Annotated in this window: 20 protein-coding genes and 4 pseudogenes; 12 read left to right on the top strand and 12 right to left on the bottom strand. The window is 72.1% G+C overall.

The window, feature by feature from the left end:
• The first annotated feature begins 15 nt into the window (after nt 1-15).
• Nucleotides 16-1,176: a kelch repeat-containing protein gene (locus VG276_16675; protein HEV8650976.1), complete on the top strand. Its 1,161-nt coding sequence runs from the start codon at nt 16-18 to the stop codon at nt 1,174-1,176.
• A gap of 38 nt (nt 1,177-1,214) precedes the next feature.
• Here VG276_16675 and VG276_16670 read toward each other — a convergent pair.
• From VG276_16670 to VG276_16655, 4 genes and pseudogenes are all read right to left on the bottom strand, one after another.
• Nucleotides 1,215-1,442: pseudogene (locus tag VG276_16670) on the bottom strand (DNA-binding response regulator).
• 36 nt (nt 1,443-1,478) lie between these two features.
• A pseudogene (locus tag VG276_16665) lies at nt 1,479-2,516 on the bottom strand (winged helix DNA-binding domain-containing protein).
• Between the two features lie 66 nt (nt 2,517-2,582).
• Nucleotides 2,583-5,537, bottom strand: coding sequence for an FAD-binding and (Fe-S)-binding domain-containing protein (locus VG276_16660; GenBank protein ID HEV8650975.1), 2,955 nt, complete (start codon nt 5,535-5,537; stop codon nt 2,583-2,585).
• Between the two features lie 387 nt (nt 5,538-5,924).
• Nucleotides 5,925-6,245: a hypothetical protein gene (locus VG276_16655; GenBank protein HEV8650974.1), complete on the bottom strand. Its 321-nt coding sequence runs from the start codon at nt 6,243-6,245 to the stop codon at nt 5,925-5,927.
• A gap of 198 nt (nt 6,246-6,443) precedes the next feature.
• Here VG276_16655 and VG276_16650 point away from each other — a divergent pair.
• The 5 genes and pseudogenes from VG276_16650 (at nt 6,444) to VG276_16630 (ending at nt 11,412) form a co-directional block, all read left to right on the top strand.
• Nucleotides 6,444-6,713, top strand: a pseudogene (locus tag VG276_16650) (hypothetical protein).
• A 966-nt stretch (nt 6,714-7,679) separates the two neighbouring features.
• On the top strand, nt 7,680-8,864 hold the full coding sequence (locus tag VG276_16645) for an adenylate/guanylate cyclase domain-containing protein (protein ID HEV8650973.1): 1,185 nt from the start codon (nt 7,680-7,682) through the stop codon (nt 8,862-8,864).
• 17 nt (nt 8,865-8,881) lie between these two features.
• Nucleotides 8,882-9,190, top strand: coding sequence for a hypothetical protein (locus tag VG276_16640; protein ID HEV8650972.1), 309 nt, complete (start codon nt 8,882-8,884; stop codon nt 9,188-9,190).
• Entirely contained in the window at nt 9,148-10,908 is a 1,761-nt protein-coding gene (locus tag VG276_16635) for a hypothetical protein (protein HEV8650971.1), read from the top strand. Before VG276_16640 ends, VG276_16635 begins: the two co-directional genes overlap by 43 nt.
• 210 nt (nt 10,909-11,118) lie before the next feature.
• A pseudogene (locus tag VG276_16630) lies at nt 11,119-11,412 on the top strand (AMP-binding protein).
• A gap of 140 nt (nt 11,413-11,552) precedes the next feature.
• Here the strand turns inward: VG276_16630 and VG276_16625 are convergent.
• Nucleotides 11,553-12,311 carry an amino acid permease gene (locus VG276_16625; protein HEV8650970.1) on the bottom strand — a complete coding sequence of 253 codons (759 nt, stop codon included), beginning with the start codon at nt 12,309-12,311 and terminating at the stop codon, nt 11,553-11,555.
• A gap of 171 nt (nt 12,312-12,482) precedes the next feature.
• On the opposite strand from VG276_16625, the gene VG276_16620 reads away from it, so the two are divergent.
• The 3 genes from VG276_16620 (at nt 12,483) to VG276_16610 (ending at nt 14,718) form a co-directional block, all read left to right on the top strand.
• Nucleotides 12,483-12,710 carry a hypothetical protein gene (locus VG276_16620; protein HEV8650969.1) on the top strand — a complete coding sequence of 76 codons (228 nt, stop codon included), beginning with the start codon at nt 12,483-12,485 and terminating at the stop codon, nt 12,708-12,710.
• 686 nt (nt 12,711-13,396) lie between these two features.
• A complete protein-coding gene (locus tag VG276_16615) occupies nt 13,397-13,768 on the top strand; it encodes a hypothetical protein (protein HEV8650968.1) in 372 nt (123 codons plus the stop codon).
• Nucleotides 13,765-14,718, top strand: coding sequence for a cation diffusion facilitator family transporter (locus tag VG276_16610; GenBank protein HEV8650967.1), 954 nt, complete (start codon nt 13,765-13,767; stop codon nt 14,716-14,718). The genes VG276_16615 and VG276_16610 overlap by 4 nt, the downstream gene beginning before the upstream one ends.
• A 178-nt stretch (nt 14,719-14,896) precedes the next feature.
• On the opposite strand, the gene VG276_16605 is transcribed toward VG276_16610, so the two are convergent.
• A complete protein-coding gene (locus VG276_16605) occupies nt 14,897-15,868 on the bottom strand; it encodes a hypothetical protein (GenBank protein ID HEV8650966.1) in 972 nt (323 codons plus the stop codon).
• Nucleotides 15,869-16,111: 243 nt separating this feature from the next.
• Here VG276_16605 and VG276_16600 point away from each other — a divergent pair, with 243 nt between their 5' ends.
• The gene (locus VG276_16600) at nt 16,112-17,023 is read left to right on the top strand and encodes a 5'-3' exonuclease (GenBank protein HEV8650965.1); all 912 of its coding nucleotides are present in this window, start codon (nt 16,112-16,114) and stop codon (nt 17,021-17,023) included.
• Nucleotides 17,024-17,368: 345 nt separating this feature from the next.
• Here VG276_16600 and VG276_16595 read toward each other — a convergent pair whose 3' ends face one another.
• The 3 genes from VG276_16595 to VG276_16585 are packed head-to-tail and all read right to left on the bottom strand — an operon-like array spanning nt 17,369 to nt 19,465.
• Entirely contained in the window at nt 17,369-18,289 is a 921-nt protein-coding gene (locus VG276_16595; GenBank protein ID HEV8650964.1) for a tyrosine-type recombinase/integrase, read from the bottom strand.
• Nucleotides 18,286-18,600: a DUF4326 domain-containing protein gene (locus tag VG276_16590; protein HEV8650963.1), complete on the bottom strand. Its 315-nt coding sequence runs from the start codon at nt 18,598-18,600 to the stop codon at nt 18,286-18,288. The genes VG276_16595 and VG276_16590 overlap by 4 nt, the downstream gene beginning before the upstream one ends.
• A 31-nt stretch (nt 18,601-18,631) precedes the next feature.
• Nucleotides 18,632-19,465 (bottom strand): DUF72 domain-containing protein, encoded by an 834-nt coding sequence (locus tag VG276_16585; GenBank protein HEV8650962.1) that lies wholly within the window; start codon nt 19,463-19,465, stop codon nt 18,632-18,634.
• Between the two features lie 265 nt (nt 19,466-19,730).
• Between VG276_16585 and VG276_16580 the strand changes: the two genes are divergently transcribed.
• The gene (locus tag VG276_16580) at nt 19,731-20,234 is read left to right on the top strand and encodes a hypothetical protein (GenBank protein HEV8650961.1); all 504 of its coding nucleotides are present in this window, start codon (nt 19,731-19,733) and stop codon (nt 20,232-20,234) included.
• A gap of 210 nt (nt 20,235-20,444) precedes the next feature.
• Nucleotides 20,445-21,308: a hypothetical protein gene (locus VG276_16575; GenBank protein HEV8650960.1), complete on the top strand. Its 864-nt coding sequence runs from the start codon at nt 20,445-20,447 to the stop codon at nt 21,306-21,308.
• A gap of 33 nt (nt 21,309-21,341) precedes the next feature.
• Here the strand turns inward: VG276_16575 and VG276_16570 are convergent, their stop codons facing one another.
• The 3 genes from VG276_16570 to VG276_16560 all read right to left on the bottom strand — a co-directional run bounded on the left by VG276_16570 (nt 21,342) and on the right by VG276_16560 (nt 25,723).
• Complete coding sequence (locus VG276_16570) at nt 21,342-22,682, bottom strand: HRDC domain-containing protein (protein ID HEV8650959.1); 1,341 nt, start codon at nt 22,680-22,682, stop codon at nt 21,342-21,344.
• Nucleotides 22,683-22,775: 93 nt separating this feature from the next.
• Nucleotides 22,776-23,873 (bottom strand): 2-oxoacid:ferredoxin oxidoreductase subunit beta, encoded by a 1,098-nt coding sequence (locus tag VG276_16565; GenBank protein HEV8650958.1) that lies wholly within the window; start codon nt 23,871-23,873, stop codon nt 22,776-22,778.
• Nucleotides 23,870-25,723 carry a 2-oxoacid:acceptor oxidoreductase subunit alpha gene (locus VG276_16560; GenBank protein HEV8650957.1) on the bottom strand — a complete coding sequence of 618 codons (1,854 nt, stop codon included), beginning with the start codon at nt 25,721-25,723 and terminating at the stop codon, nt 23,870-23,872. The genes VG276_16565 and VG276_16560 overlap by 4 nt, the downstream gene beginning before the upstream one ends.
• Between the last annotated feature and the right edge of the window lie 274 nt (nt 25,724-25,997).

Below are 25,997 nucleotides of genomic sequence, written 5' to 3'. Positions count from 1 at the left end.
CTACGCCATCACCCCATGAGCACACGCCGGCACCCGCCCAAGCGGGGGAGCGACGCCGGGCTCGCACCGGGGAGCGGCGCCCCGCCCGCGCACGGGGGCAACGCCCGGCTTGCACCGGGCAGCGGCGCCCGCCCCGTGTGCCGCTCCTCCGCGTGGGTGGCGCGCCGACCGCGTGCACGGGCCGGGCGGGTCCGGCCCGCGGCCCTCGCCGCCGCAGTGGTGGTGGTGGTGGTGGTGGTGCTGGCCGGGGCCTGCACCGCGGACCGGTCCGACCGGCCAGGCCCGCCCCCGCGGTCGGCGCCCGGGGAGGCGACCTGGCAGCGCCTGGCCCCGGCCCCGTCGGAGCGGACCGAGGTGGCCGCCACCGCGGTCGGGAAGGTCGTCTACGTGGCCGGCGGCTTCCGGGCCGACGGCGCGACCGTGCCCACCGTCGAGGTGTACGACACCGGGCGCGACCGCTGGGTACCCGGCCCGGACCTGCCAGTCGCCGTCAACCACGCCATGGCCGCCACCATGGACGGCACCGCCTACGTGGTGGGGGGGTACCCTGCGGCGGGTGGCGTCAGCCGGCGGGCCTTCCGGCTCGAGGGCGGTCGCTGGGCGGCGCTCCCCGACCTGCCCGAGGGGCGCGCGGCCGGGGCAGCGGCGGCCCTCGGCGGCCGGCTCTACGTGGCCGGCGGCGTCGGCCCCGGCGGGCTGGCCGCCAGCATGCTGGTGTTCGACCTGACCACCAACCGCTGGTCGACCGCGCCCGGGCCGCCGACCCGGCGTGAGCACCTGGGCGGCGCCGGGTTCGGCGGGCGGGTGTACACGGTCGGGGGCCGCGCGCCCGGGCAGGGCAACTTCACCGCCGCCGAGGTCTACGACCCGGCCACGGGGCAGTGGGCGAGCCTGCCCGACCTGCCGACCCGTCGCGGCGGCCTGGCCGCCGCGGCGACCGGGAACGGGTTCGTGGTCGCGGTCGGCGGCGAGGCCGAGGCCACCTTCGAGGAGGCCGAGGCGTTCGACGTGCGCGCGGGCACCTGGTGGGCGCTGCCACCCCTGCCCACCCCCCGCCACGGCCTGGGCGTGGTCGCGGTCGGCACGGTCCTGTACACGCTGGCCGGCGGCCCCAGGCCCGGCCTGCACGTGTCCGGCGCCGCCGAAGCGATCGACCTCGCACCGCTCCGCCCCTGACCGCCCGGACCGGGCCGTGGATGCTTGTTGGGCTGCTCTACCAGGGCCAGCACCTCCCGCTCACGCTGGGTGAGCACAGCCAGGCGGTCGGCTGCCGCCCGGTGGGCGGTGCGGGCGGCAGTGAACTGGGAGATCAGCCGGCGGGTGATCCTGGGCGCCAGCAGCGCCTCGCCGGCCGCGACCACGCGGATGCCGTGCAACAGCTCGGCCGGGCCGCTGTCTTTCAGCAGGAAGCCGCTGGCTTACTCAATCCCTCGCCTTATTGCTGTTGATGACAGCGGCAAGCCAATAAAGGCGCTGTAACGTCTGGCTGCCTCGATGACCCTCTCTTCCGAATCACCAAGTTGTGTGAAGGGGCTGAGTGTCATGTCGACAGAGTTCTTCTTGAGCCTGCGTTTCCAGGTGCCGACGACTTGGCCGGCGACGACAACTGTCGGTAAGAACATGCCGTTCTTGCCTGGGACAATTTTCGGTGCATGTTCTGTAGCAAGCACGGCACTGCGGTCTTTGTAGCCGAGCAGATATTCATCAAACCCTGGGAGCAGGTGCACACCAGATTTATCGTACGCCGCGTGGCCTGGAGACTCTTTGGTCATCCAGCATTCCTTGCCATTCATCTTTTCTGAGATGAGCTCAGGTTTTGCTGCCTCAAGCCCTGCCTTTGCGTCGGTTACCGTCAACCCCGCCCACCAGGCGAAGTCGTGAATGGTTGCCGGCCCATGGCTAGCAAAATAACGCCCGGCGAGTTCGGCAAGTGACTCCTCTCGGGACAACTCTCTGGAATTAGGCACCCACTCGTCCAGCAGGACAAATGTCTGCTGTCTGTCCTGCATCGGGCCTAGGCAAAGCAGGCCAGTCTGAGAAGTGTGCCACAGGATGTGATAGCCGCGCTGATTCTTGGTACTGATGCCTGCGTCATCCAGCAATTTCATCATGCTCGAGCGAGGCAACCGCTTGCCACCGTTCAGCGCGTCGTAAAAAAGCCCCTTACAACGCTCCATGATTTCATCATCAAGTCCTAGCTGCTCCAGCCTGCGCCTGTCCATGGCTATCATGCGTGAAGCCGAGAGCTTCAGCATCCATTTCGCATCTTCCGGCGGCACAAAATGTATGGTACCGCGCATCGGCCAGGTCCGGATGATCCTTCTTTCCGCTATTGCCTGTTCTATGTCAGTCACCGTCGACTGCTGCGTGCGAAGGCCAATCGCCCACAACGACTGCAGGTAATCCTGTGCCTGAATGGCTCCGAGCCAGCGCACCACCTCGTCAGGACCAGTGAATTTTGGCCCGACTATGTGTTGGCTGCACAGTCGCAGCTGGGCGATATCGGAGTTTGTCATCGCAAGCCAGTATACTGCCAGTTATTCTTTTCGCCGGCAGCCCGCGGAAGGAACTTCCGCGCCGGATCACCTCCTCGACCCCACTCGGGAGCCCGGCTGGTCGTGCAGGGCGTCGCGCAGGACCTCGGCAAGGTGGCGGGTGGGGCGGCCAGTGGCCTGCTCGATCTGAGTCCGGCAGCTGAAGCCGTCGGCGACCACCAGAACGTCTGGGTCGGTCTGGCGCACGGCGGGCAGCAGCACCCGCTCACCGACCTGCATGGCGACGTCGTAGTGCTCGCGCTCGAAGCCGAACGAGCCCGCCATGCCGCAGCAGCCGGCGTCCAGCACCTCGGCCTCGAGCCCCATGGCGGCCATCAGGCGCCGGTCCGGGCCCATGCCGATGACCGCCTGCTGGTGACAGTGGCCCTGGACGAGCGCTCGCCGGCGCGCGGCCGGCGGGGTCCACCCGTCGGCGTGGCCGGTGAGCAGCTCGGCCAGGGTGAATGACTGCTGCTGCAGACGCTTGGCTCCCTCGTTGCCGGGGAACAGGTTCGCAAGCTCGTCCCGGAAGGTGGCCAGGCAGCTCGGTTCCAGCCCGACCAGCGGGACGCCCTCGGCGACGCGCGGGCCGACCGCGGCCAGGACCTGGCGGAGCTGGCGCCTGGCCAGGGTGAGCATGCCGAAGTCGTACAGCGGACGGCCACAGCACAGCGGTGCGCCGGGCAGCTCGACCCGGAAGCCGGCCGCCTCGAGCACCTCGACCGCCGCCCTGGCGGTCTGGGGCTGGAAGTAGTTGTTGAAGGTGTCGGGCCAGAGGAGCACCGGCCGGCCACCCGGATTGCCGGGCCCGCGGCGGCGGAACCAGGTGGTGAACGGCTCGACGGCGAACGGCGGGACGGGACGGGCCGGGGCGATCCCGCCGAGGAGCTTGACCTGCTGGCGGAGCAGCGGGGCCTGGGTCAGGAAGTTGGCGAGCCGGGGCGCGCGCGCGGCGGCCCGGGCAGCCCACCAGACCAGCCCGAGCGAGTAGGCGGTGCGCGGCCGCAGGCGACCCTTGTAGTAGTGGGACAGGAACTCGGCCTTGTAGGTGGCCATATCCACCGAGACCGGGCAGTCGCCCTTGCAGCCCTTGCACGACAGGCAGAGGTCGAGGGCGTCGTGGACCTCCTTGGAGCGCCAGCGGCCGGTGACGACCTCGCCCTGGAGCATCTCGAACAGCAGGCGGGCCCGGCCGCGGGTGGAGTGCTGCTCCTCGCGGGTCACCATGTAGCTCGGGCACATGGTCCCGCCGTCCTCGCGCCGGCACTTGCCCACCCCGACGCAGCGCAGGACGGCGTCGGCGAAGCCGTCCTGGTCGGCCGGGAACCGGAAGGTGGTGGCCAGCCGCGGCGGCGCGTACCCGGCGCCCAGGCGCAGGTTCTCGTCGAGCCGGTAGGCGTCGACGACCTTGCCCGGGTTCATCCTGGCCTCCGGGTCCCAGATCGCCTTGAACTCACCGAAGGCGGCCACCAGCTCGGGGCCGAACATCCGGGGCAGCAGCTCGGCCCTGGCCTGGCCGTCGCCGTGCTCGCCCGACAGCGAGCCGCCATAGCCGACCACCAGGTCCGCAGCCTCCTCGACGTAGGCGCGGAAGCGGGCCACGCCCCCCTGTGTCTGCAGGTCGAAGTCGTTGCGGGTGTGCATGCAGCCCTGCCCGACGTGGCCGTAGAAGGAGCCGTGGTAGCCGTGGCGGTCGAGCAGCTTGCGCAGGTCGCGGAGGTAGTCGCCGATGCGGTCAGGCGCGACCGCGGAGTCCTCCCACCCCTCCCACATGGGCTTCTGGCCCGGCACCCGGGCGGTGGCGCCGAGCCCGGACTCGCGCACCGTCCAGATGAGCTTGGCCTGCGCGGGGTCGTCGAAGGTGGCCACCGACGGGCGGACGCCCTGCTGGCCGAGGCCGTCCACCAGGTCGCGGACCCGGTCGACCGCCTCGGCGCCGTCCTCGGCGGCCAGCTCCACCAGCAGCCAGCCGCCGCCGGGGGGGAGCAGGCCGACCTCGTCGGGGTGCAGCCCGATGTTGCGCATGTAGCCGATGAGCTGGTCGTCCATGCCCTCGAGCCCGCTCGGCCGGTGCTCGAGGACCAGCGGCACGGCGTCCCCGGCCTGGTAGATGTCGGGGAAGCCGAGCACGACCAGCCGTCGTACCGGCGGGCTGTAGATAAGTTGACAAGTCGCTTCAAGGACGAGGACGCATGTGCTCTCGGTACCGACAAGGGCCCGTGCCACGTTGAACCCGTGCTCGGGCAGCAGCTGGTCGAGGTTGTAGCCGGAGACGCGCCGGGGGATGCGCGGGTACCGCTGACGGATGAGGTCGGCGTAGCGGTCGCGCAGGTCGCGCAGGCCGGCGTAGATCTGCCCCCGGCGGCCGCCCGCGGCGATGACCGAGGCCAGCTCCTCCTCGGTGGTCGGCCCGACGGTCATCCGCAGCCCGTCGTAGGTGAGCACCTCCAGCGCCTCGATGTTGTCGACCGTCTTGCCGTTCATCAGGGCGTGCACGCCGCAGGAGTTGTTGCCGATCATCCCGCCCAGGGTGCAGTGGGTGTGGGTGGCCGGGTCGGGGCCGAAGGTGAGGCGGTGCTCCTCGGCCGCCTCGCGCAGCCGGTCGAGCACGATCCCGGGCTCGACGCGCGCGAGCCGCCGGACCGGGTCGAGCTCGACCACGCGGTGCATGTACTTGGACATGTCGACGACCACCGCGACGTTGCAGCACTGGCCGGCCAGGCTGGTCCCACCTCCGCGGCCGAGGACCGGCGCGCCGAAGCGGCGGCAGGCGGCCACCGTGGCGACCACGTCCTCGGCATCCAGGGGACAGACCACGCCGATGGGCACCTGGCGGTAGTTCGACCCGTCGGTCGAGTACAGCGCGCGGCTGGCCTGGTCGAAGCGGACCTCGCCCCGGACCGTCCGCCGGAGCTGGGCCGCGAGCGCCTGCGCCTCGGCCAGCGACAGGCCGCTCCGGTCTGCCCGCCGGATGGCGGCCCGGCGGTCGGCGAGCTCGGTCACGTGGAGCACCTCCGGCGAGCGTCGGCGCCACCATGGTGCGCCGGGCCGCAGGCTGCCCGCGGCCCAACATGATTTGCCTGCCCGGCCGCCCCACGTTACCCGCGCCGCGGCCGGACGGCAGCCCGGCGCACCATGGTGGCGCGGCTCCGCTGACCCAGACGCCGGCCCGTTCGACCTCCATGGGACGTCGACCCGGCGTCGAGCGAGGCGACGTGGACGCTCGCGCCCCGGCAGATCGGCTCTTGATACTGGTAGAGACCGGTATTGAGGTGTCGTGTATTCGTCGTCCGCCCGCCGGTGGACGCCCTTACGCGGCGGGTCGCCGCGGCGCGCGACGGCGCCCGCGCGGAGACCTACCACCGTCTTGCTCCGCTGCTGCGGCCGGTGTCACGGTTTCCGCACCCGGAAGTGCAGGTGGGTCACCCGATCCCCCTGGACCACCCTCGAGTTCTCCAGCAGCAGAGGGGATTGGGCGAACTCACCGAAGAACCGGACACCGGCGCCGAACACGACCGGCACCAGGTCCACTCCCAGCTCATCGACCAGCCCGGCCTCGAGGGCCTGCCCGCCGATGTCACCGGCGCTGAGGGACACGTCCCTGTCCCCGGCGAAGGCCTTTGCCTGCGCCACGGCGCTGCGCACGCCGTCGGTGACGAAGGTGAACGGTGCGTCCGGATGGGGCCAGTCGGTCGGCGCCTGGTGGGTCACCACGAACACCGCGTCGCCGACATCGCCCGCCTCTCCCCGCTGGGTTCGACCACCTCCGGTTCCTGGGCCACTACAACTTCTCCCTGCCCCCGGAGGTCCGCGACGGTCAGCTCCTGCCCCTGCGCACCCCCACCCCAGGGCAGTAGCAGCCCAGCCAGGTCAGCGGCTCGGCGCTGAACACTCGCCGCCGCCCTCGACCGCGAGCTCAAGGACGCGCTCGGCCTGGACCACTTCGAGGGCCGCTCCTGGCAGGGCTGGCACCACCACGTGACCCTGGTCTCGGCCGCCCACGCCTTCGTGACCCTGGAGCGGCTGGACCCAAAAAGCCCGTGCGTCGGCCTGACCACCTTCGCGGTCGTGCGCGAGCTGCAAGTGCTGCTCGCCGGTTGGGCCGGCGCGTGTCCGGTGTGCCTGCGCAGACTGCCACGGTCGACGGCGTGGTTACACCCGTCAGTCGCGCCGACATAACGAAGTACTGCTAGTGGAACGCGCCGATCGGTGCTGCGCACCGCAAGACGTTCATGTTCGCGCGTTATAGGTCGTGCTTGGCGTCTTTGCGCTGCAGCTCGGAGCGTTGTCGGTCGGCGGAGGGTGATCGCCATGAGAGCCCTGGGCTTCAGGCTCGGGACCTCCCGCGCCCTTCGCGGGCGATCATCGGTGTAACCCCGCTGACCGCGTGTGGGGCCCGGGTGTAGGCTCGCGCCGAAGGGCGTGTCACGTGGAGCAAGCGGCTCATCTGTGTCGGTCTCCAGGTTTGCGCCGGATTCCTCCGGCGTGTTGCAGCTGTGTTGCTCGCTCACTTCGGTCTGATGCGAGGCGTCGCCTCCCCCCTCGTGGCGTGGGGATGGCGGCGTTTGGTGGCGTTCGGAGGTCGATCGCGGTGGGCATGCCATGTGGGCGCCTGGGATGTGCTCACCGCCAGGCCCGGTGGCCGGCCGCGCACGGGCGCGCCGCCGGTGATCGGCATGCTCCGAGCAGCGTCCGCGTCGGCGAGAGGGAGCGATGACCGCTGGAGGGCGAGGGAGCTTCGGCGCGCTGCTGCGCGGGTATCGGATCTCGGCGGGCCTGACGCAGGAGGCGCTGGCGGACCGGGCGGGGCTGAGCGTGCGTGGCATCGCGGATCTGGAACGGGGCGCGCGGCGGTTCCCGCACTTCCATACGCTGCGTCGCCTGGCCGAGGCGCTGGAGCTGGCGCCGGACGATCGGGTGGCCTTGGTGGCCGCCGGCCAGCGGCGGCCTGAGTCCGCCGAGGCTGGTTCGCCCTCGGCGGCGGCTCGGCGATGCGCCCGCTGCGAGCGCGAGAACGCGCCGGGCGCCCGGTTCTGTGTCGGCTGTGGCGAGCCGCTGGAGGTCACGTGCCCAGCCTGTGGGGCCGCGGCCGAGCCCGCTGACCGTTTCTGCCACGCGTGTGGGGCGTCACGCGTGGCGCCGGAGTTGAGCCCGACGGCCGTGCTGCCCGGCGATGCTGCATCCCCCGGCGCCACGGCACCGCCGGCAGATCCCGCCTCAGCGGCTGCGGAGGGGGAGCACAAGCAGGCGACGGTCCTGTTCTGCCAGCTCGCGGACCCCGCCATGCTGGCCGAGCGCCTGGGCCAGGAGGGGATGCTCGCCTTCCTGGACTACTTCTTCGAGCTGGCGGAGGCGGAGGTCCGGCGCTTCGAGGGGACCGTCAGCAGCTTTTTGAGCGACGGCGTCGTGGCCCTTTTCGGCGTGCCCGTAGCGCACGAGGACCATGCCCGGCGGGGTGTACTGGCGGCGCTCGGGCTCCAGCGACGGCTCAACGAGCCATGGGCCGCGCATGGTGTGCCGGACAACGACTGGACCCCTTCCTCTGTGCTGCGCATGGCCCTGAACACGGGCCTGGTGGCCGTCGGACACATCGGCACGGGGCCCGAGCGGCGCCTGAGCGCCCTCGGGGAAACGACCACGGTGGCGGGCCTCCTGCAGCAGCGGACGGAGCCGGGGACGATCGTGATAGGCGCTGCCACCGCCCGCATGGTGACCGGCTATGTCCGCCTGGAGGAGCTTGGTCCCGTGCCGTTGCGGGGCGGGGGCGGGTCCGTGGTGGCCTTCCGGGTAACTGGGGTGGGGCCGCGGCGCTCGCCGATCGAGGGGCTGGGCGCCCGGCCGCTGAGCCAGTTCGTCGGGCGGGACCTCGAGATGAGCACCCTGCATGACGTCCTGGCGCAGGTCGCTGCCTCGCCGGAGATGAGCGCGCGGCGGCTGCTGAGCCACTTCATCGGCCGCGACGACGAGTTGGCGGCGCTGCGCGGGCCGCTCGCGAAGATGGAGGCGGGCCACGGCCAGGTCGTGGGCGTGGTCGGTGAGCCGGGCATCGGCAAGTCACGCCTGCTGTACGAGTTCCGGCGCAGCCTGGGCGCCAGGCACATCACCTACCTGGAGGGACGCTGCCTGTCGTATGGCGGCAGCATCCCGTACCTGCCGATCCTGGACCTTGTGCGGGCCAACTGCGGAATCCAGGACGGGGAGGCGCCGGCGGCGGTCGCCGAGAAGGTGCGTTTCGGCCTGCAGGAGTCGGGCTGGAGCCGGACCGCCACGCCCCCTACATCCTGCACCTGCTCGGTGTGGGCGACGGCGCTGCGGCCCTGGGGCATCTGAGCCCGGAGGGGATCAAGGTGCGCATCTTCGAGACCCTGAAGACCTGGAGCCTAAACGGCAGCCAGCAACGGCCGATCATCTTCGCGGTCGAAGACCTGCACTGGATCGACCGGTCCTCCGAGGAGTACCTCGCCTCGCTCGCGGAGAGCCTGGCCGGGGCGCAGATCCTGCTGGTGTGCACGTGGCGTCACGGCTACCAACCGCCTTGGGGGGAGCACTCGTACGTGACGCAGCTCGCCCTGCGACGCCTCAGCCCTGCGGACGCCTGGGCGTGGTCCGCTCCGTGCTCCAGGCGGACCGGGTCCCCGAGGCCCTGGCGCAGGTGATCCTGGAGCGCGGCGAGGGCAACCCTTTCTTCCTGGAGGAGCTGGCGCGCGCGGTGCTCGAGCACGGTCAGGTCGGCGCCGACACGATCGTTCCAGAGACCATCCAGGGCGTGCTGATGGCCCGCATGGATCGACTGGCGGACACGCCTCGTCGGGTCTTGCAGACCGCGTCCGTGTTGGGCCGGGAGGTCCCGCTGCGGCTGCTCGGGGCCGTCTGGCAGGAGGCTGCTCCGCTGCCCCCGCAGCTCCAGGAGCTCCAGCGGCTGGAGCTCATCTACGAGCAGGTGGGCCGGGAGCCCGGGTTCGTGTTCAAGCACGCGCTTACGCAAGATGTGGCCTACGAGACCCTGCTGGCCGGGCGGCGGCGTGCGTTGCACGCGGCCGCCGGCCGCGCCCTCGAAGCGCGCTACGCGGACCGGCTGGAGGAGGTCTACGATCGACTGGCCCACCACTATGCCAGGACCCACGAGTCTCCCAAGGCCGTCGAATACCTGACGCGCTTCGCCGCCAAGGCGGCCCGGGTCCACGCGCACCCGGACGCCGCCCGGGCGCTCGAAGAGGCGCAGGCGCACGTAGCGCGCCTGCCGGCCGACGAGCAGGATCGGCAGCTGGTCGAGCTGGCCGTGGTCCTGGCGGCCTCGAACTACTTCCTGGGTCGCTTCCGGGATACCGTCGACCTGCTGGAGCGCCACCGTGCGCGCCTGGATCAGCTCCGTGATACGGGGCTCGGCGGTCGCTTCTACTTCGAGCTCGCGCACGCGCACAGCCACCTGGGCAACTACCAGCAGGCGGTGGCGTGTGCCGAGCGCGCCATCGCGGCGGCGGCGCGCGCCGGCGATTCGGCAACCCAGGGCAAGGCGCATTACGTGCTGGCCAAGGAATCGATGTGGGTCTCGCGCTTTCAGGAAGGCCTCGATCATGCCCGCCGCGCGGTTGAGCTCATGCAGCCAACGGGGGAGCGCTTCTGGCTCGGCCAGTCCCTCAATTGGCAAGGCCTCAACCTCTACTTCATGGGCGAGCTGGACGCGGCGCTAGCGTGCGCCGCCCGCGGCTTCGCCATCGGCGAGGAGCTCGGGGACCACCGCCTCCAGAGCTATGCCGCCTGGAACCGCGCCTTTTACTCGGCCACGCGCGGGGACGAGGACGAGGCGATCGCCTGGGGCCACCGCAGCATCGAGCTGTCACCGGACCCGCTCAACAACTCGTTCTCCCTCGGGTGGACGGGCTACGCATACCTGGAGCGCGGCGATGCGGACCAGGCGATCCGGCTCCTCGAGGAGTCCATCGACCTGCTCGCCGGAATGGGCTACTCGCGGCTCGTCGGCTGGTTCAAGGGCTGGCTCGCCGAGGCCTATCTGCTCCGGGGCGACGCTGCCCAAGCGCAGACCGAGGCGTTGCACGGGCTGCAGATCAGCGGCGAAGTTGGCTTCAAGTGGGCCGTCGGCCTGGCCCAACGGGCGCTGGGCAACATCGCCCGTGCCGGGAGCGACCACGGCGAGGGCGAGCGCCGGCTGGGCGAGGCGCTGCGGACCTTCGAGGCGATTGGGTCGCGCTTCGACGCCGGGCGCACCCACCTCGCGCTGGCCGAGCTCGCGCGCGCGCAGCGCCAAGCCGGAAGCGCCGCCGAGCACCTCGAGGCGGCGGGCCAGCTGTTCGCGCAGCTCCGCGTCCAGAGCTACATCGCTCGCATCGAGCAGCTCCGCGCCGGCCACGGCTAACGCCCGCACCGCGCGCCCGGTCGCGACAACCGTCCGTTGACCGGCGTGCCGCCGCCCGGCCCCAGCCGGGCCACGACCCGGCCGCTCACACCCGCCTGCGCCGACTGCGTGGGCATTGCGTAGCGAACGCGTGGGCACTGCGCCTGGCGCGCCCGGCGCGCCGGCGGTTGGCTTTCTCCACCGAACTCACCGATCAGACCGGAGGCCGCCATGACCGTTTCCGTCCCCGAACCGCCGGCGCTTGCGAAGGTCTATCGGACCGAGCTCTCACCGGTGAGCTTCCTGCGGCGCAGCGCGTTCGTCTACCCCGACAAGGTCGCGGTGGTGCACGGCGAGCGCCGCTACAGCTACCGCAAGTTCCACGAGCGCGTGAACCGGCTGGCGTCGGCGCTGGCCGGCGCAGGCGTCGAGGCCGGCGACCGCGTGGCGTTCCTGTGCCCCAACATCCCGGCGCTGCTGGAGGCGCACTTCGCCGTGCCGGCGGCGGGCGCGGTGCTGGTGGCTCCTCAAGAGCCAGATCGGGACAGCCGCGCGGGCAGAACAAACGGGGCAGCCGCGCTTTGCGCGGCTGCCCCGTAGGGGCCCCCTGGGGTGCTGCTGCTCCTGGGGTGCTGCTGCTCCTGGGTGCTACCACCTCCTAGGTGCTACCACATGGCGTTGGTGCGGACGGTCTCCCGGGCGTCGTGGTCGTCGGGGGGCAGGTCGGTCACGTCGACACGGCGCTCGTCAACAACCGAGGTGCGCATGGCCGCCGGCTCGAGGGACCACATGATCCCGAAGAAGACCAGGCCAACCACGAGCGCCCCGGCCACGTACGTCTGGGCGGTGCGGAACTGGGCCGGGCCGAACAGGATGACCAGCTCGTAGGCGAGCCAGACGAAGGCGCCGGTCAGCACCGGTCTCTCCCAGCGGCCGAGGTGGAAGTAGCCCGGCTCGGGCGTGACCCGGTGGGAGAACCCGGCGTAGAGCAGCACCGTGCCCGTGTAGAGCAGCGCGGGGGAGAGCGTGGAGGCAGTGAACAGGTCGATGAGCGCGGTGGTGTTGGTGCGCAGGATGAACAGGATCAGCAAGCCGACGCCCGCCATGGCCAGCGTGGCCCAGGTCGGGCCGCCGGTCATCCGGGGCACCTGGGAGAGGAGCTGATGTCCGGGCAGGCGCCGGTCGCGGGCCATCGCCCAGCACAGGCGCGACCCGGTGGCCAGGCAGATCATGCCGCAGCAGAAGATCGAGACGCAGATGAACGCGAGGAAGATCTTCTCGATGCTCGGACCGAGCACGTCGGAAAGGACGAAGGCGACCGGGGAGGCGTCCTCGCTCGTGGCCTTGACGTCGCCCACGGCCACCGCGAGGGTGGCCAAGAGGAGGAAGCCGAGCACCCCGGACAGCACCACGGCGCGGACCATCGCCTTGGGGGTTGGCCCGCCGTGGGTCCTGGGTCTCCTCCGAGAAGTTCGAAGCCGACTCGAAACCGACCAGGTTGTAGGCGCCGAGCGTCGCGGCCAGCATGAACGGGCCGAGCCAGCGGAACCAGCCCTCCTCGGGCACGATCCCGGTCGAGGTGCAGGTTGCCCCAGTTGCCGCGGGAGGCGAGCAGCGCGGCCGAGAGCAGCACGATGCACAGCTCGACGATGCCGACCACCTCGAAGACGACGGCGGCGTTGTTGATCTTGGTGGTGATCGGCGTCGACCAGATGATCACCGCCGCCTGGACCGCCACCGTGACGAAGGTGAGCACCGCCGCGCTGGTGGGCGTGTACTCGAGGCCGAACATGGGCTGCAACGCCGACTGCGCGAAGGCGTAGTCGACCGAGATGACCACGACGGGTCAGGTAGGTGAGGCCGAGCCAGCCGAGCCACCAGCCCACGACCGGGTTGGCCAAGCGGGTGCCCCACTGGTAGTGGTACCCGGACAGGGGGAACTTGGCGGCCAGGGCGGCGCAGATCAGCGAGACGAGCGTCTGGCCCACCAAGGCGATCAGCCAGGTCCAGACGCCGGCTGGGCCGGCGGTGTTCAGCACGAAGCCGAACCCGATGAACACCCCGGTCGTGATCGAGATGAACGAGAAGCCGATAGCGAACGCCTCAAAGGACCTGAGCGTCCGGAGGTACCGCGGACGGTAGCCGTAGTGCTCGAGCTGCTGGTCGTCGGCGATGGTCTGGGGGATGATGCTCATGGTGCCCTTCCTGCCCGGGAGCGAGCCACCAACGCTCGGTTCCGCAAGCTTGCGGCGTGCGCTTGTCGCCATGACCGGTGGGGGGACTTCCTGCCGCACGCCGCCCACCCGGGCGGGCACCTGAGGTCAGAGCCCTGTCGCCGAGCGTTTGGGGCGGCGCCAACGGTTTGTAGCATCTCAACGGGAATCCACTCAACTCGGTAGCGCGCTGGTGACGCCTCCGCCGGGCATGGGCGCCCAGCGGCGGACCCCGAGCGGGTAGGCTACGGCTGCCCGCCGCGCGAGCGGCGAGCCGGACAGGAGGAGTCACGGCGATGAGCGTCGCGGGGGTACGGCCGGCAGGGGCGATCCTGGCCGCGCTGCTCGTGGTCACGGTCGGCAGCGTCGCCGTCGCGATCCAGCCGGCGTCGCAGCGGGGAGTGGCCACCGGCGTGTTCGCCCTCGCGGTGCTGGTCGGGCTCGCCCTCGCCGGCCGGCTGCCCGGCGGCAGGCGCGAGCGCACGGTCATGGAGCGGATCAACGACCTGGCCTTCGCCGTGGTGCTCGTGGCCGCGTCGCTGATCGTCGCCCTCGCCCTCCGGCCCTGGCTCGTGTCGCTGCCCGGGGTGGTGAGCGGCGTCCTGGTGGGCAGAGCCCTCCGCGCACCCGGCCAGCCGGGACCGACGGACGGGGGTGACGCGCAGTGAAGGAAGGGGAGGGCAGTGCCCGCGCGATCATGGCGGCCTTCCTGGCCAACCTGGGGATCGCGATCGCCAAGTTCGTGGCGTTCATCTTCACGGGCGCGTCGTCGATGCTGGCCGAGGCGATCCACTCGGTGGCCGACACCGGCAACCAGGCGCTGCTGTTCCTCGGCGGCCGGCGGGGCCGCAAGGACCCGACCCCCGAGCACCCCTTCGGCTACGGGCGGGAACGGTACTTCTGGGCCTTCCTCGTCGCCGTCGTGCTGTTCACCGTCGGCTCGCTGTTCGCCCTCTACGAGGGGTACGACAAGCTCCGCCACCCGCACGAGCTGCAGTCGCCGGTGTGGGCGTTCGCCGTCCTCGGGATCGCGATCGTGCTCGAGTCGTTCTCGCTGCGCACGGCGGTCAGGGAGGCCAACAAGATCCGTCACGGGCAGGGGTGGTGGAAGTTCATCCACCGGGCCAAGAGCCCCGAGATCCCCGTGGTGCTGCTCGAGGACGTGGGCGCGCTCCTCGGCCTGATGTTCGCCCTCGTCGGCGTCACCCTGGCCGTGACCACCGGCGAACCCCGGTTCGACGCGGTCGGGAGCCTGGCAATCGGGGTCCTGCTCGGGGTCATCGCCGTCGTGGTGGGCACCGAGATGCGCAGCCTGCTGGTCGGCGAGGCGGCCGGCCGGGACGAGTCGGCCGCGATCCGGGCGGCGCTCGCGTCGACAGCAGGGGTCCGCAAGCTCATCCACCTGCGCACCATGCACCTCGGTCCCGACGAGCTGCTGGTCGGGGCCAAGGTCGAGCTGGACCCTGGGTTGTCGTTCCCAGAGGTCGCCGACGTGATCGACCGGGCCGAGGCGGCGGTGCGCGGGAAGGTCCCGTCCGCCCGCGTCATCTACATCGAGCCGGACGTCGAGCGGGCCGAGCGGCGCGAGCCCGTGCCGCCGGCCGCGCCGAGCGCCTGACCCGGCCAGAACCGCCCCAGCTGCCCTCTGACCTGCCCCGGCTGCCCAGCACCGCCCCGGCTCCCTGGGGCCGTCGCGTCGCCGGCCCGGGCCGGGCCTGGCCCGGCCGGCCACGCCGCAAGCGTGCCACCGGAGCGGGCGGCCAAGCACCGGACGGGCCGGTATCAGGCCGGACGGCTCAGTACCAGTGGTGGGACAGCCAGAACGCCCAGGCGTTCTCGGCCGTGCCGTAGCGGTCGCGCACGTAGCCGCGGAACGCCTGGAGCTGCAGGCCGCAGTCGACGGTGTCCGCGTTGGCGACGCCCAGGTAGTGGACCCGGCCGCTGTAGAGGAGCTGGCCCAGGCCGAAGGCGGTGGAGCTGGGGTTGTCGGCGTAGGGGTTGCCGCCAGACTCCTTCATGATGATGTTGTACTCGGCGTTGGAGGTGCCCGACAGGTTGCACCTGGTGTTGCCCCGCCGCACCACCCCGGCCTGCTGCGCGTTGCCCAACCGCTGGTTGAACTGCAAGGCGGCCACGCGGCCCCGGAGCAGGGTGATCTTGCTGGTCAGCTTGTTCAGGGCCAGCATGCGCACGTCGCGGAACTGGATCGCCTGCTTGATCTTGGCCCGGATGGCTGCCTCGGCCCGCCGCGCGTCCTGCTCGGCCTCGAGCAGCGCCACGCGCGCCTTGGCGAAGTCCCGCTGGGCCACGAGCAGGTCGGCCAGGGAGTCGTTGCCCTCCTGGGCGAGGTGGTCGAGGATCGCGACCTGGTCGAGCAGCGCCTCGGGGTCGCCGCTCTGGATCAGCGCGCGGATGTCGGCCGGGGAGCCCGAGATGTAGATGCCCCTGGCCCGGTTGCCCAGGATCGCCTGCAGGCGCTGGACCCGGCCAGCCGCGTTGTTCACCGCCTTCTGCGCGTAGACGCTGCGAAGGTGCGCCGCGAGCCGCTGGTCGCCGGCCGCCTTCAGCTCGTGCTCGGCCTGGTTCAGGGCCGCGTTGGCCTGCGCCACCGCCTTGGTGAGCTTCGCCTCACTGGCGTTGGCGTCGGCAAGGGCGGCCTTCAGCTCCTTGAGCGTGGTGGGGACGTCCGTGGATCGTCCCGCGCCGATGGCTCCGGCTTGGGGAAGGAGCATCGACGCCACGACGATGGCGCCGACGAACCGAAGCACCCGGACTGGTCTGGTGGGTGCCATTGTGCGACTGCGCTCCCTGAAGGGGGTTCGGGAACATCCGATCCGTGTCGGGGGGTCACGGACGGGTGAACGATACTTCACTGACCTGCCCGTTTGGCAAATCGGCCGGTCGGGGCGGCCCGTGCGGGGCCGCTGCGGCGGCGGGAACAGCCCCGCGTGCGGGCCGTTGCGGCGGCGGGACCGGCCCCGCGCCCGGGCCGTCCGTGGCATGCTCCTGGCATGGACAGCCCACGGCCCACCCTGCTGGTGCTCGACTCGCCGAGCATCGTGTACCGGGCGTTCTTCGCCCTGCCCAAGTCCATCGCCGACCCTGACGGCGTGCCCGTGAACGCGGTCCGCGGCTACCTCGACATGTTCTCCCGCCTGCTGATCGACCACCGCCCGGGCGCCGTCCTGCACGTCCTGGACGCCGACTGGCGCCCGCAGTGGCGGGTCGAGGCCTGGCCCGGCTACAAGGCCAGCCGCCCCGACGACCCACCGGAGCTGCCCGGCCAGGTCCCGGTGCTGCGCGCGGTGCTCGAGGCGGCCGGGCTGCCGGTCGCCGAGGCCCAGGGGTACGAGGCCGACGACGTCATCGGCACAGTCGCCGCGGCGGCCGGCCCCGACGAGCGCCTCGCGGTCGTCACCGGCGACCGGGACCTGCTCCAGGTGGTGCGCGACCCGGTCGCCTGGGTGCTGTTCCCGGTCAAGGGGACCTCGCAGCTCACCCGCTTCGACGAGGCGACCGTGGCCGCCCGGTACGGCGTCCCGCCCAGCCGCTACGTCGACTACGCCATCCTGCGCGGCGACCCGTCCGACGGCCTGCCCGGGATCGCCGGGGTCGGGGAGAAGACCGCCGCCAGGCTCGTCTCGGAGTTCGCCAGCCTGGACGAGCTGGTCGCTGGCCGCGGGCGGCTGGCGCCACGCCTGGCCAGCGCGCTCGAGGGCAGCGGCGAGTACCTCGCGGCGATGCGGCGGATCGTGCCGGTCGCCACCGACGTCGCCTGGACCGCCACCCCGTCCCACCCCCCCGACCGCGAGCGCCTCGACGCCCTGGCTGCGGCGCGCGGCCTCGAAGGCCCGGTCCGCCGCCTCAGGGCCGCGCTGGCCACCGCCGGCCTCGCCCCGACGGCCGGGCAGGGCGGTGCCTGACCGCCCCGGTCAGGTCCCGGGCGCCGAGCGGGACGGTGCCTGACCGCCCCGGTAGCGCCTGGCCGCGCCGGTCAGGTCCCGGGCAGGCCAGGCTGGGCGGCCGCTGGGTCCGGGGTGCCGGACGGCTGGACCACCCGGTCACGTCGAGGGCGACCACTCCGCTGAGGCGCGCACGCTTCTGCTGCTCGCCGCCGGGCTGCGGGAGTCGCGCTGGCCGAGCAGGCGGTCGCCGCCGGCCGCCAAGACGCCTATGCCTAAGCAGCACCTCAGAAGTCCTGTCCGTAACTTGATGGGAAGGCCTTTGGTCGCTGGCCTCGGTTACGAGCAGAACGTCTGGTGACGTGCTTAGAGCCGGTCCCCGAGCGACAGCCGCCGGGCCGCCTCGGCCGCCCGGTCGCCCGCCTGCACCTTGCCGTAGCGGTCCAGCATCGCCCTGGAGTGCCAGCCGCCGAGGACCATGAGGTCACCCTCGTTGCCGCCGGCCGAGCGGAACTGGCTCGCCCAGGTGTGGCGGAACACGTGCGCGTGGAGGCCCGTCAGGCCAGCCAGCTCGCCGCGGCGTTCGAGCATCTTCTCCACCCCGCTGTCACTCAGCAGCGGGCGGCCCCGGCCGCCGAGCCACAAGGCGGGGGAGTCGGCGTAGGGGTGGCGGCGGCGCTCCCGGAGGTACCTGTCGAGCGCCCTGGCGGTCTTGACGCCGACGGGAACGGCGCGGTGCCGCGGCACCGCGCGGCGGGAGCCCTTGCCGGCAACGCAGACGATCCGGTCGGCGAGGTCGACGTCGGCCACCTGCAGGCCGGCCAGCTCGCTCCGGCGCAGGCCGCCGTCGGCGAACAGCAGGATCACCGCGGCGTCCCGCCGCGCCACGAAGTCCTGCCCGGCGCAGGTGGCGAGCAGGCGGCGGAGGTCCTCGACCGACAGGACCGGGGTCTCGGGGTCGCCCGCCGCGGGAGTGCGGATCCCTTGGGTGGCGTCCCGGGCCGCCTCGCCCTCCTCGACGAGGAAGCGCGCGAAGTGGCGGACGCCCGAGAACTCGGCGCGGGCGGTGGAGCTGGACGCGGTCTCGCGCCGGTGGACGAGCCAGTCGCGGATGTGGTCGCGCGTGAGCTCGGCCGGGCCGATGTCGGCTTGGCCCGTCTCAGTGAGCCAGGCGGCCAGGCTCGCGACCGCCTGCCGGTAGGACCGCACGGTCGAGTCCGAGTAGCCATCGGCGCGCAGGGCGAGCTCCCAGCTCGTGCCGAGGAGCGCGAACTCGGGGTGCGTCATGGCTTGTTGGCCACCTTGAGCAGGTAGTCGCCGTGGCACCGCCCACCCGCCGGGCACCAGCACGCCAGGTTCTGGCCAGCCAGGTGCCGGCGCACGGCGGCCGTCTGGTCGGGGTCGGCGTCGAGGTCCCGGCGGTGCAGGGCGAGCGCCTGCTCGAGGTCGTGGGTGACGCCGGGGCACGCGCGGCAGGGCTTCCCGACCCGGTGCGGGTTGCCCCACGGGCCGAGCTGGCGGGTGATGCCAACCGCACCCGGCGGGACGATCGGGTGGAACAGGTTGCCGCCGAGGCGGACACGGTGAGGGCGGGTCATGCCTTGATTATGCCGACTTTAAGCGCCGCGCTCAAGTCGCCTTGACCACCATCTCAGGGTTCTCGCTGCTCAGAAGCGATGCAATGGCGCGAGCACCCTGCACCGCGTAGTCCTGATAACAATTGTTCATCACTACGTGGACCTCGCGGGCCTCGTCGGCCAGGTGCTCGATGCGTGGCACCCATTCGCGCAGCTCCCGCTCGTCGTACAGGTAGCGGAAGCGGGGGCCGGCCGTGGGGCCCTTGTGCTTCCAGGCCTCGGGGTCGCGGCCGTGGAAGCGGACCACTGCAAGCTCGGGGCTGGTCGCCTCGGCCAGCCTCGGCATGGACGAGCGGAACCCCTGGGGCATGTCCACGCAGACCAGCGGCAGGCCCAGTTCGGCGAGCAGGCCGAGGGTGCGCTCGCGGTCCCGCTCGTCGGCCAGCCAGGTCCGATTGCGCAGCTCCACGCAGACCTGGTAGCCGGGCAGGCGGTCGCGGACCTTGCGCAGCTCCTCGCGGCTGGAGTGCCGGGGTCCGAACCACTCCGGGAATTGCAGCAGCACCGAGCCGAGCTTGCCGGCTGAGTCGAGCGGGAGCAGGGCGGCGTGGAAGCGCCGCCACGCCTCCTCGACCGCCTCCTCAGGTAGGTGGGAGGCGTACAGGCGCTGCTTGGCGCGGTGCTCGGGCTCGATCAGCTCGGCGAGGTCGTCGGGCAGCGCGTTGCGCCGGGTCGGGTGCCCGGTGAGCAGGCTGAACGCCTTGACGTTGAAGACGAAGCCGGGTGGGGTCCGATCCACCCACAGGCCAGCCTGCTCCTCCGAGGGCAGGTAGTAGTAGGTGGCGTCCACCTCGACGAGGGGGAACTGGGACGCGTAGAACCGCAGCCGGGCCTCGGCGCTCGAGGTCCCCTTCGGGTAGAAGCGCCCGGACTTGATGGGTCGGGTCGGTCCAGCCCGCCGTCCCCACGCGGATCGAGGCCGTGCTCGCCATGCCTGCCTCCTTTCCCGGCGCCCGAGCGGAACCGCACCGGTGCAGCCTACCCGCCGGCCGCCTGCCCGACCCGCGGGGGCGGTGTGGTCCCCGAGGACGCCACCAGGTACCGGTTCGGGTGACGGTGAGCAGGTTGCCGGGTTCGGGTGACGATCGGCGGTGATCCTGCTACCGTCGTCGTTTGTGAATGCGAGACGCTGCCCGAGATGCGGGACCGCGGTGCAGCCCGGCGGGACCGCGTGCGAGCGCTGCGAGCTACCCCTCGACGGCCCCGCGAAGGTCCGGTACAACCCGGCTGGTCTCGCGCTGCCAAGCCCCGTCCAGGGCCACGCGACCGTGATGGTCGCCGTGATCGCCGGCGTGCTGCTGCTCGGCATCACCGCCTGGTGGGCGGTGCACGGCGTCGGCCCGTTCCAGGGTCAGGTCGTCGGCCAGACCGTCGCCTCCGACCGCTCCACGGTCGTGCTCACCCTGCGGGTCACCAACCAGGGCAGCCGGCAGGGCCGGGCCCGCTGCCAGGTCACCGGGGTGGCGCCCAACGGGCAGCTCCGGTCGTCGGGAGTGCAGCTCAGCCCGGTGGTGGCGCCCCGCGGCAGCGTCGTGTTCGACCTGCCCGTGGCAGACCTCGGCGACTCCCACGACGTGCAGACGACCTGCGCCTGACCGGGCTTGACACACCCCGTGCCTTCACCTGGTGCTACGAGGCATGAACGGGCAGGTCCTCAAGGGCCACCTCGACCTGCTGCTGCTGGCTGCGGTGGGCGCCGGCCCGGCCACGGGGTATGCCATCGTCGAGCAGCTCCGCAGAGAACGCCGGACGCCTCCCGGCCCAGACAGTAGGCTGCCCTCCCGACACAAAGGAGGTCCGAGCGCATGGATGCCAGCCTGGCCCGCCGCATGTGGTGGGCGCTCGAGCCGTACCACGCGATGGTGTACTTCGCGCCCGAGGCGCGCGCCGCCTACGACGCCGCCGGCCTCAAGGGCGGCTGGATGGGCTACTTCGCCTCCCGCTCGGCGGCCATGGGGCCGGTGCCCGCCGAGGTCGTGGTGGCCACCTTCTACAGCTTCCACCCCAGGCTGGTGCACCGGGCCATCCCCGACGCCTGGACGCTGTCGTCCCCCGCGCGGGTCCTGGCCGCCCGCTACGGCGTCGCCGGGGCGGCGCTCGACCGGATGCTCGGCCCCACGACCGGCTCGGCGGAGCTGGCCGAGGCGGCCGGGCTCGCGCGCCGGGCCGCCGAGGGCTGCGACCCAGCCGGGCGACCGCTCCACGCCGGCCACGCGTCGCTGCCCTGGCCCGACGACCCCCACCTCACCCTCTGGCACGCCGCCACGCTGCTGCGCGAGTTCCGCGGCGACGGCCATGTCGCCACCCTGCTCGCGGCCGGTGTCGACGGCTGCGAGGCCCACGTCCTGATCACCGCCGCCGGTGCGGTGCCCGCCGAGCTGCTGCGCGCCTCCCGCGGGTGGCCCGAGGAGGAGTGGTCAGCCGCGGTGGAACGGCTGCGGGCACGCGCCTGGGTCGCCGGCGACGGCACCCTCACCCAGGAGGGGCGGGCCGCCCGGGCCAGCGTGGAGGCGCGCACCGACGAGCTGGCCATGGCACCCTGGCGCCACCTCGGCCCCGACGCCTGCGACCGCCTGGCCGAGCTGGTCGCCGCGCCGCGCGCCCGCATCCTGGACGCCGGCAGCTTCCCGTTCCCGAACCCCATCGGGCTGCCATCCGGGGCGAGCTGAGCCGGGTCCGCCGACCGACCCGACCTCGGCGGTTCAGCGACCTCCGTCCATCCCCGCCCGAGTGCTGATCACGACCCGGCCGGCGGGGTCCACGGCCAGGGAGCGGCGGCCAGCCAGCAGGTCGAGCAGCTCGGCGCCGACGAGGTCCCGGCGCCAGCCCTGCAGGGTGCGGACGGCCGGCTCGGGCATCCCGGCCCGGCGGGCGGCCGCCACGATCTGGGCCAGGTCGGCCCGCCCGGCGACCAGCTCGTAGGCCAGGCCCGCGTCGAGCGCCCGGGCCCGCACCAGCGCCTCGGCCAAGGCGATCACCGGCACGTCGGCATGGGTCGAGTCCAGCCGCTCGCCGTTCTCGGCCGGTAGCGGGTCGGCGGCCAGCCCGCGCGCGACCGCGGCCAGGATCGCGTCGCCCCGCCGCCGCAGCGTCGACGGCTGGATCCCGCGGATCTTCTCGAGCCCGGGCAGCCCTACCGGGCGGCGCTTGGCCACCTCCACCAGGGGTGCGTCAGCCAGGACGGTGCCGACCGGCCGGTCCTCGGCGGAGGCGGTCCGCTCCCGCCAGGCGGCCAGCTCGCGGGCGATCGCGCGCGCCGCCGGGCCGAGCGACGCCACCCGCGGCAGCCGCTGGTAGGCCGTGTCCGGGTCGCGCTCGTCGCTGGCTCCCTCCAGGCGGCGGCACTCCTCGAGCGCCCATTCCAGCCGCCCACTCGTCACCAGCCGCCGCCGCAGCGCGTCGGCCAGGGGCAGCAGGTGGGCGACGTCCTCGCGGGCGTAGGCCACCTGCTCGGGGGTGAGCGGCCGGACGTCCCAGCGGGTGAAGCTGGCCGACTTGGCCACCCGCAGGCCGAGCGCGTCGGCGAGCAGGCCACCGTAGCCGGTCTGGGCGCCGAATCCGGCGAAACCGGCCGCGACCTGGGTGTCGAAGATGCCGCGGAGCTCGGTGCCCCAGACCCGGCGGAGCAGGGCGACGTCCTGCCGGCCGGCGTGGACGACCACCTCGATCTCGGGGTCGGCGAGCACGCCGGCCAGCGGCGCCGGGTCCAGGCCACCGGCGAGCGGGTCGATCAGCTCCACCAGCGGCGTCCCCGAGCCGGCCGGGTCGGGGACCGCCACGCCGACCAGGCACAGCAGGGCCCGGTAGCGACCCTCGGACATGAACTCGGTGTCCAGCCCGATCCGCCCGGCTGCCCTGGCCGCGCCGGCCAGGGCAGCCGGGTCGAGCCGAGGAACCTCGCCTGCAGCGCGCGAGGCCCCCGCCGCCGAGCGCGACGTCCCCGCCGAGTGCGAGGCCCCCGCCGCCGAGTGCGAGGCCCCCGCCGCCGAGTGCGAGGCCCCTGCAGCCGAGGCGCTGGCGGCCGGTCGGGCCGCCGCGCTCACCGGCTCCCCCCGGGCAGGAGAACTCGCTCGCTCTCCCCGCTCAGGAGCGCTCACCCGCTTCCCCGGGCCGCCGCGCTCACCGGCTCCGCCCGGTCAGGAGATCCGCCACGTGTCCCCGCCGTGGAGCAGCTTGCCCAGGTCGCCGGCACCCTGCTTGGCGGTCGCCCGCTCGAGCTGGTCGGCCATGAGCTCGTCGTAGACCGGCCGCTCGATGTTGCGGAACACCCCGATCGGGGTCGGGCCCTTCGCTGCGTGGGACAGACGGCTCAGCATGAACGCCAGGCTCGGGTCCTCGTGGTGCTCGTCGTGGACCAGCAGGGCGTCCTCGCCGACCTCGGCCACCTCCACCAGCTCCACCGACCCCTGCGCGGTCAGGCGCACACCGTGCTCGCCGTCCCGGCCGAACCGGACCGGCTCGCCGTGCCGCAGCCGGATCTGGTTGTCCGGCTTGGTGTCGGCCTCCTTGAGCAGGTCGAACGCGCCGTCGTTGAAGATGTTGCAGTTCTGGTAGACCTCGATGAAGGCGGTGCCGCGGTGCGCCGCGGCCTTGCCCAGCACCTCGGTGAGGTGCTGGCGGTCGGAGTCGATCGACCGGGCCACGAACGTGGCCTCCGCCCCCAGGGCGACGCTCAGCGGGTTGAACGGCCAGTCCAGCGACCCCATCGGGGTCGACTTGGTGACCTTGCCCCGCTCGCTGGTGGGGGAGTACTGCCCCTTGGTGAGCCCGTAGATCTGGTTGTTGAACAGCAGGATCTTCAAGTTGACGTTGCGCCGCAGCGCATGGATCAGATGGTTGCCGCCGATCGACAGGGCGTCGCCGTCACCGGTGATGACCCAGACCGACAGGTCGGGACGGCTCACCGACAACCCGGTGGCGATCGCCGGGGCGCGGCCGTGGATCGAGTGCATCCCGTAGGTGTTCATGTAGTACGGGAACCGCGACGAGCAGCCGATGCCCGACACGAACACGATGCGCTCGCGCGGCACGCCCAGTGACGGCATGAAGCCCTGCACGGCCGCAAGGATGGCGTAGTCCCCGCAGCCCGGGCACCAGCGCACCTCCTGGTCGCTCTTGAAGTCCTTGGCGGTCAGCCTGCGCGGCTCCACCCCGCCCCCGTGGGCGAGCCGCACCGCGCCGTTGGTGGTGCCGGTCACGGTAGCGGTGCCGGCCTGCTGGTTGGTGACGGTCATGAACGGTCGGCTCCTTCGAGCATCTCAACGATCACGTGCTCGAGCTCCTCAGCCTTGAGCGGCAGCCCGCGGACGCGGTTGTAGCCCGTCGCGTCGACCAGGAACTCGGCCCGGACCAGCATGCGGAGCTGCCCCATGTTCATCTCGGGGATCAGCACCTGGTCGTAGCGGCGCAGCACCTCGCCGGTGTTGGCCGGGAACGGGTTCAGGTGACGCAGGTGGGCCTGGTCCACCTGCAGGCCCTGGGCGCGCACCTGGCGCACCGCCGCCCCGATCGGGCCGTACGTCGACCCCCACCCGAGCACCAGCAGCCGTGCGTCCTCCTGATGGTCCACCTCCAGCGGCGGGATGTCCGTGGCGATCCCGGCCACCTTGGCGGCACGCAGCTGCACCATGCGGTCATGGTTCTCGGGGTCGTAGGAGATCGTGCCGGTCCCGTCCGCCTTCTCGAGCCCGCCGATGCGGTGCTCAAGCCCCGGCGTACCCGGGACCGCCCACGGGCGGGCCAGCGTCCGCTCGTCCCGCAGGTAGGGCCAGTAGTCGTCGCCGTGGTTCGGCTCGGTCGCGAACGCCACCGAGATGTCGGGCAGCGACGCCACGTCCGGGATCAGCCACGGCTCCGACCCGTTGCCCAGGTAGCCGTCGGACAGCAGGACCACCGGGGTGCGGTACTTCAACGCGATCCGGGCCGCCTCGATGGCGGCGTGGAAGCAGTCGCTCGGGGTGGCCGCGGCCACCACCGGGACCGGCGCCTCGCCGTTGCGCCCGAACATCACCTGGAGCAGGTCGGCCTGCTCGGTCTTGGTCGGCAGCCCGGTCGAGGGCCCACCCCGCTGGATGTCGACCACCAGCAGCGGCAGCTCCAGCGAGACCGCCAGCCCGATCGTCTCGGCCTTCAGCGCGATCCCAGGCCCGCTCGACGTGGTCACCCCCAGCGACCCGCCGAACGCCGCGCCCAGGGCGGCGCCAACTCCCGCGATCTCGTCCTCGGCCTGGAAGGTGCGCACCCCGAAGTGCTTGTGGCGCGACAGCTCGTGCAGGATGTCGGACGCCGGGGTGATCGGGTAGGCACCCAGGAACAGCGGCAGACCCGACAGCCTGCTCGCCGCGATCAGCCCATAGGACAGCGCCAGGTTGCCGGAGATGTTGCGGTAGGTCCCCTTGGCCAGCGGCGCCGGCCGCACCTCGTAGGACACCGCGAACGTCTCGGTGGTCTCCCCGAAGTGGTAACCCGCCTTGAACGCGCGCACGTTCGCCTTGGCGATCACCGGCCGGGACGCGAACTTCCTCTCCAGGAACGCGATCGTCGACTCGGTCGGTCGGTGGTACAACCACGACATCAGGCCGAGGGCGAACATGTTCTTCGCCCGCTCAGCCTCCTTCTTCGTGACGTCGAATTCCTTGAGCGCCTCGGTGGTCATCGAGGTCAGCGCGACCGCGTGAACGGCGTAGTCGCCCAGCGTGCCGTCGTCCAGCGGGTTCGACGCATACCCGGCCTTTTCCAGGTTGCGCGTGGTGAATGCATCGGTGTTGACAATGATCGTGGCGCCTTTCGGCACGTCGCGCAGGTTCGCCTTGAGCGCCGCCGGGTTCATCGCGACCAGCACGTTGGGCGCGTCCCCGGGAGTCAGGATGTCGTAGTTGGCGAAGTGGACCTGGAACCCGCTCACCCCGGCGATCGAGCCGGCCGGGGCGCGGATCTCGGCCGGGAAGTCGGGCAGGGTGGACAGGTCGTTGCCGAATGCTGCGGTCTCGCTGGTGAAGCGGTCTCCAGTGAGCTGCATGCCGTCACCGGAGTCGCCGGCGAAGCGAATCGTGACGCGATCCAGTACCTGGACCGGCTTGGACATAACTCCCTCGTTTCGAGAACACGGACGGTCGGTGAACCAGACCGCGCGCCGAGCTCGAAACCGCCCAAGGCCGGGCGTCAACTGGCCCCAGAGGCTGGGACCCGGGTACGGGCCACCCACAAGGATATACCTCTCAGGATTCATGTTCCCGCCGTGCGCGGCCAGACCCCACCATGCGTGGCAATGGTGCCGAAATGCGGGACTGCCGGGTTCGCACCACCCCGAGGGAGCCCGGTCGGGTGGCGCGAGCCGGGTCGGCAGGGCAGGATCGCGG

Source organism: Actinomycetes bacterium (assembly GCA_036000965.1).
In the GTDB taxonomy this organism is placed as follows: Bacteria; Actinomycetota; CALGFH01; order CALGFH01; family CALGFH01; genus DASYUT01.
Note: the sequence above shows the minus strand (reverse complement) of the source record. Positions and strands in the feature narration are given on the sequence as shown.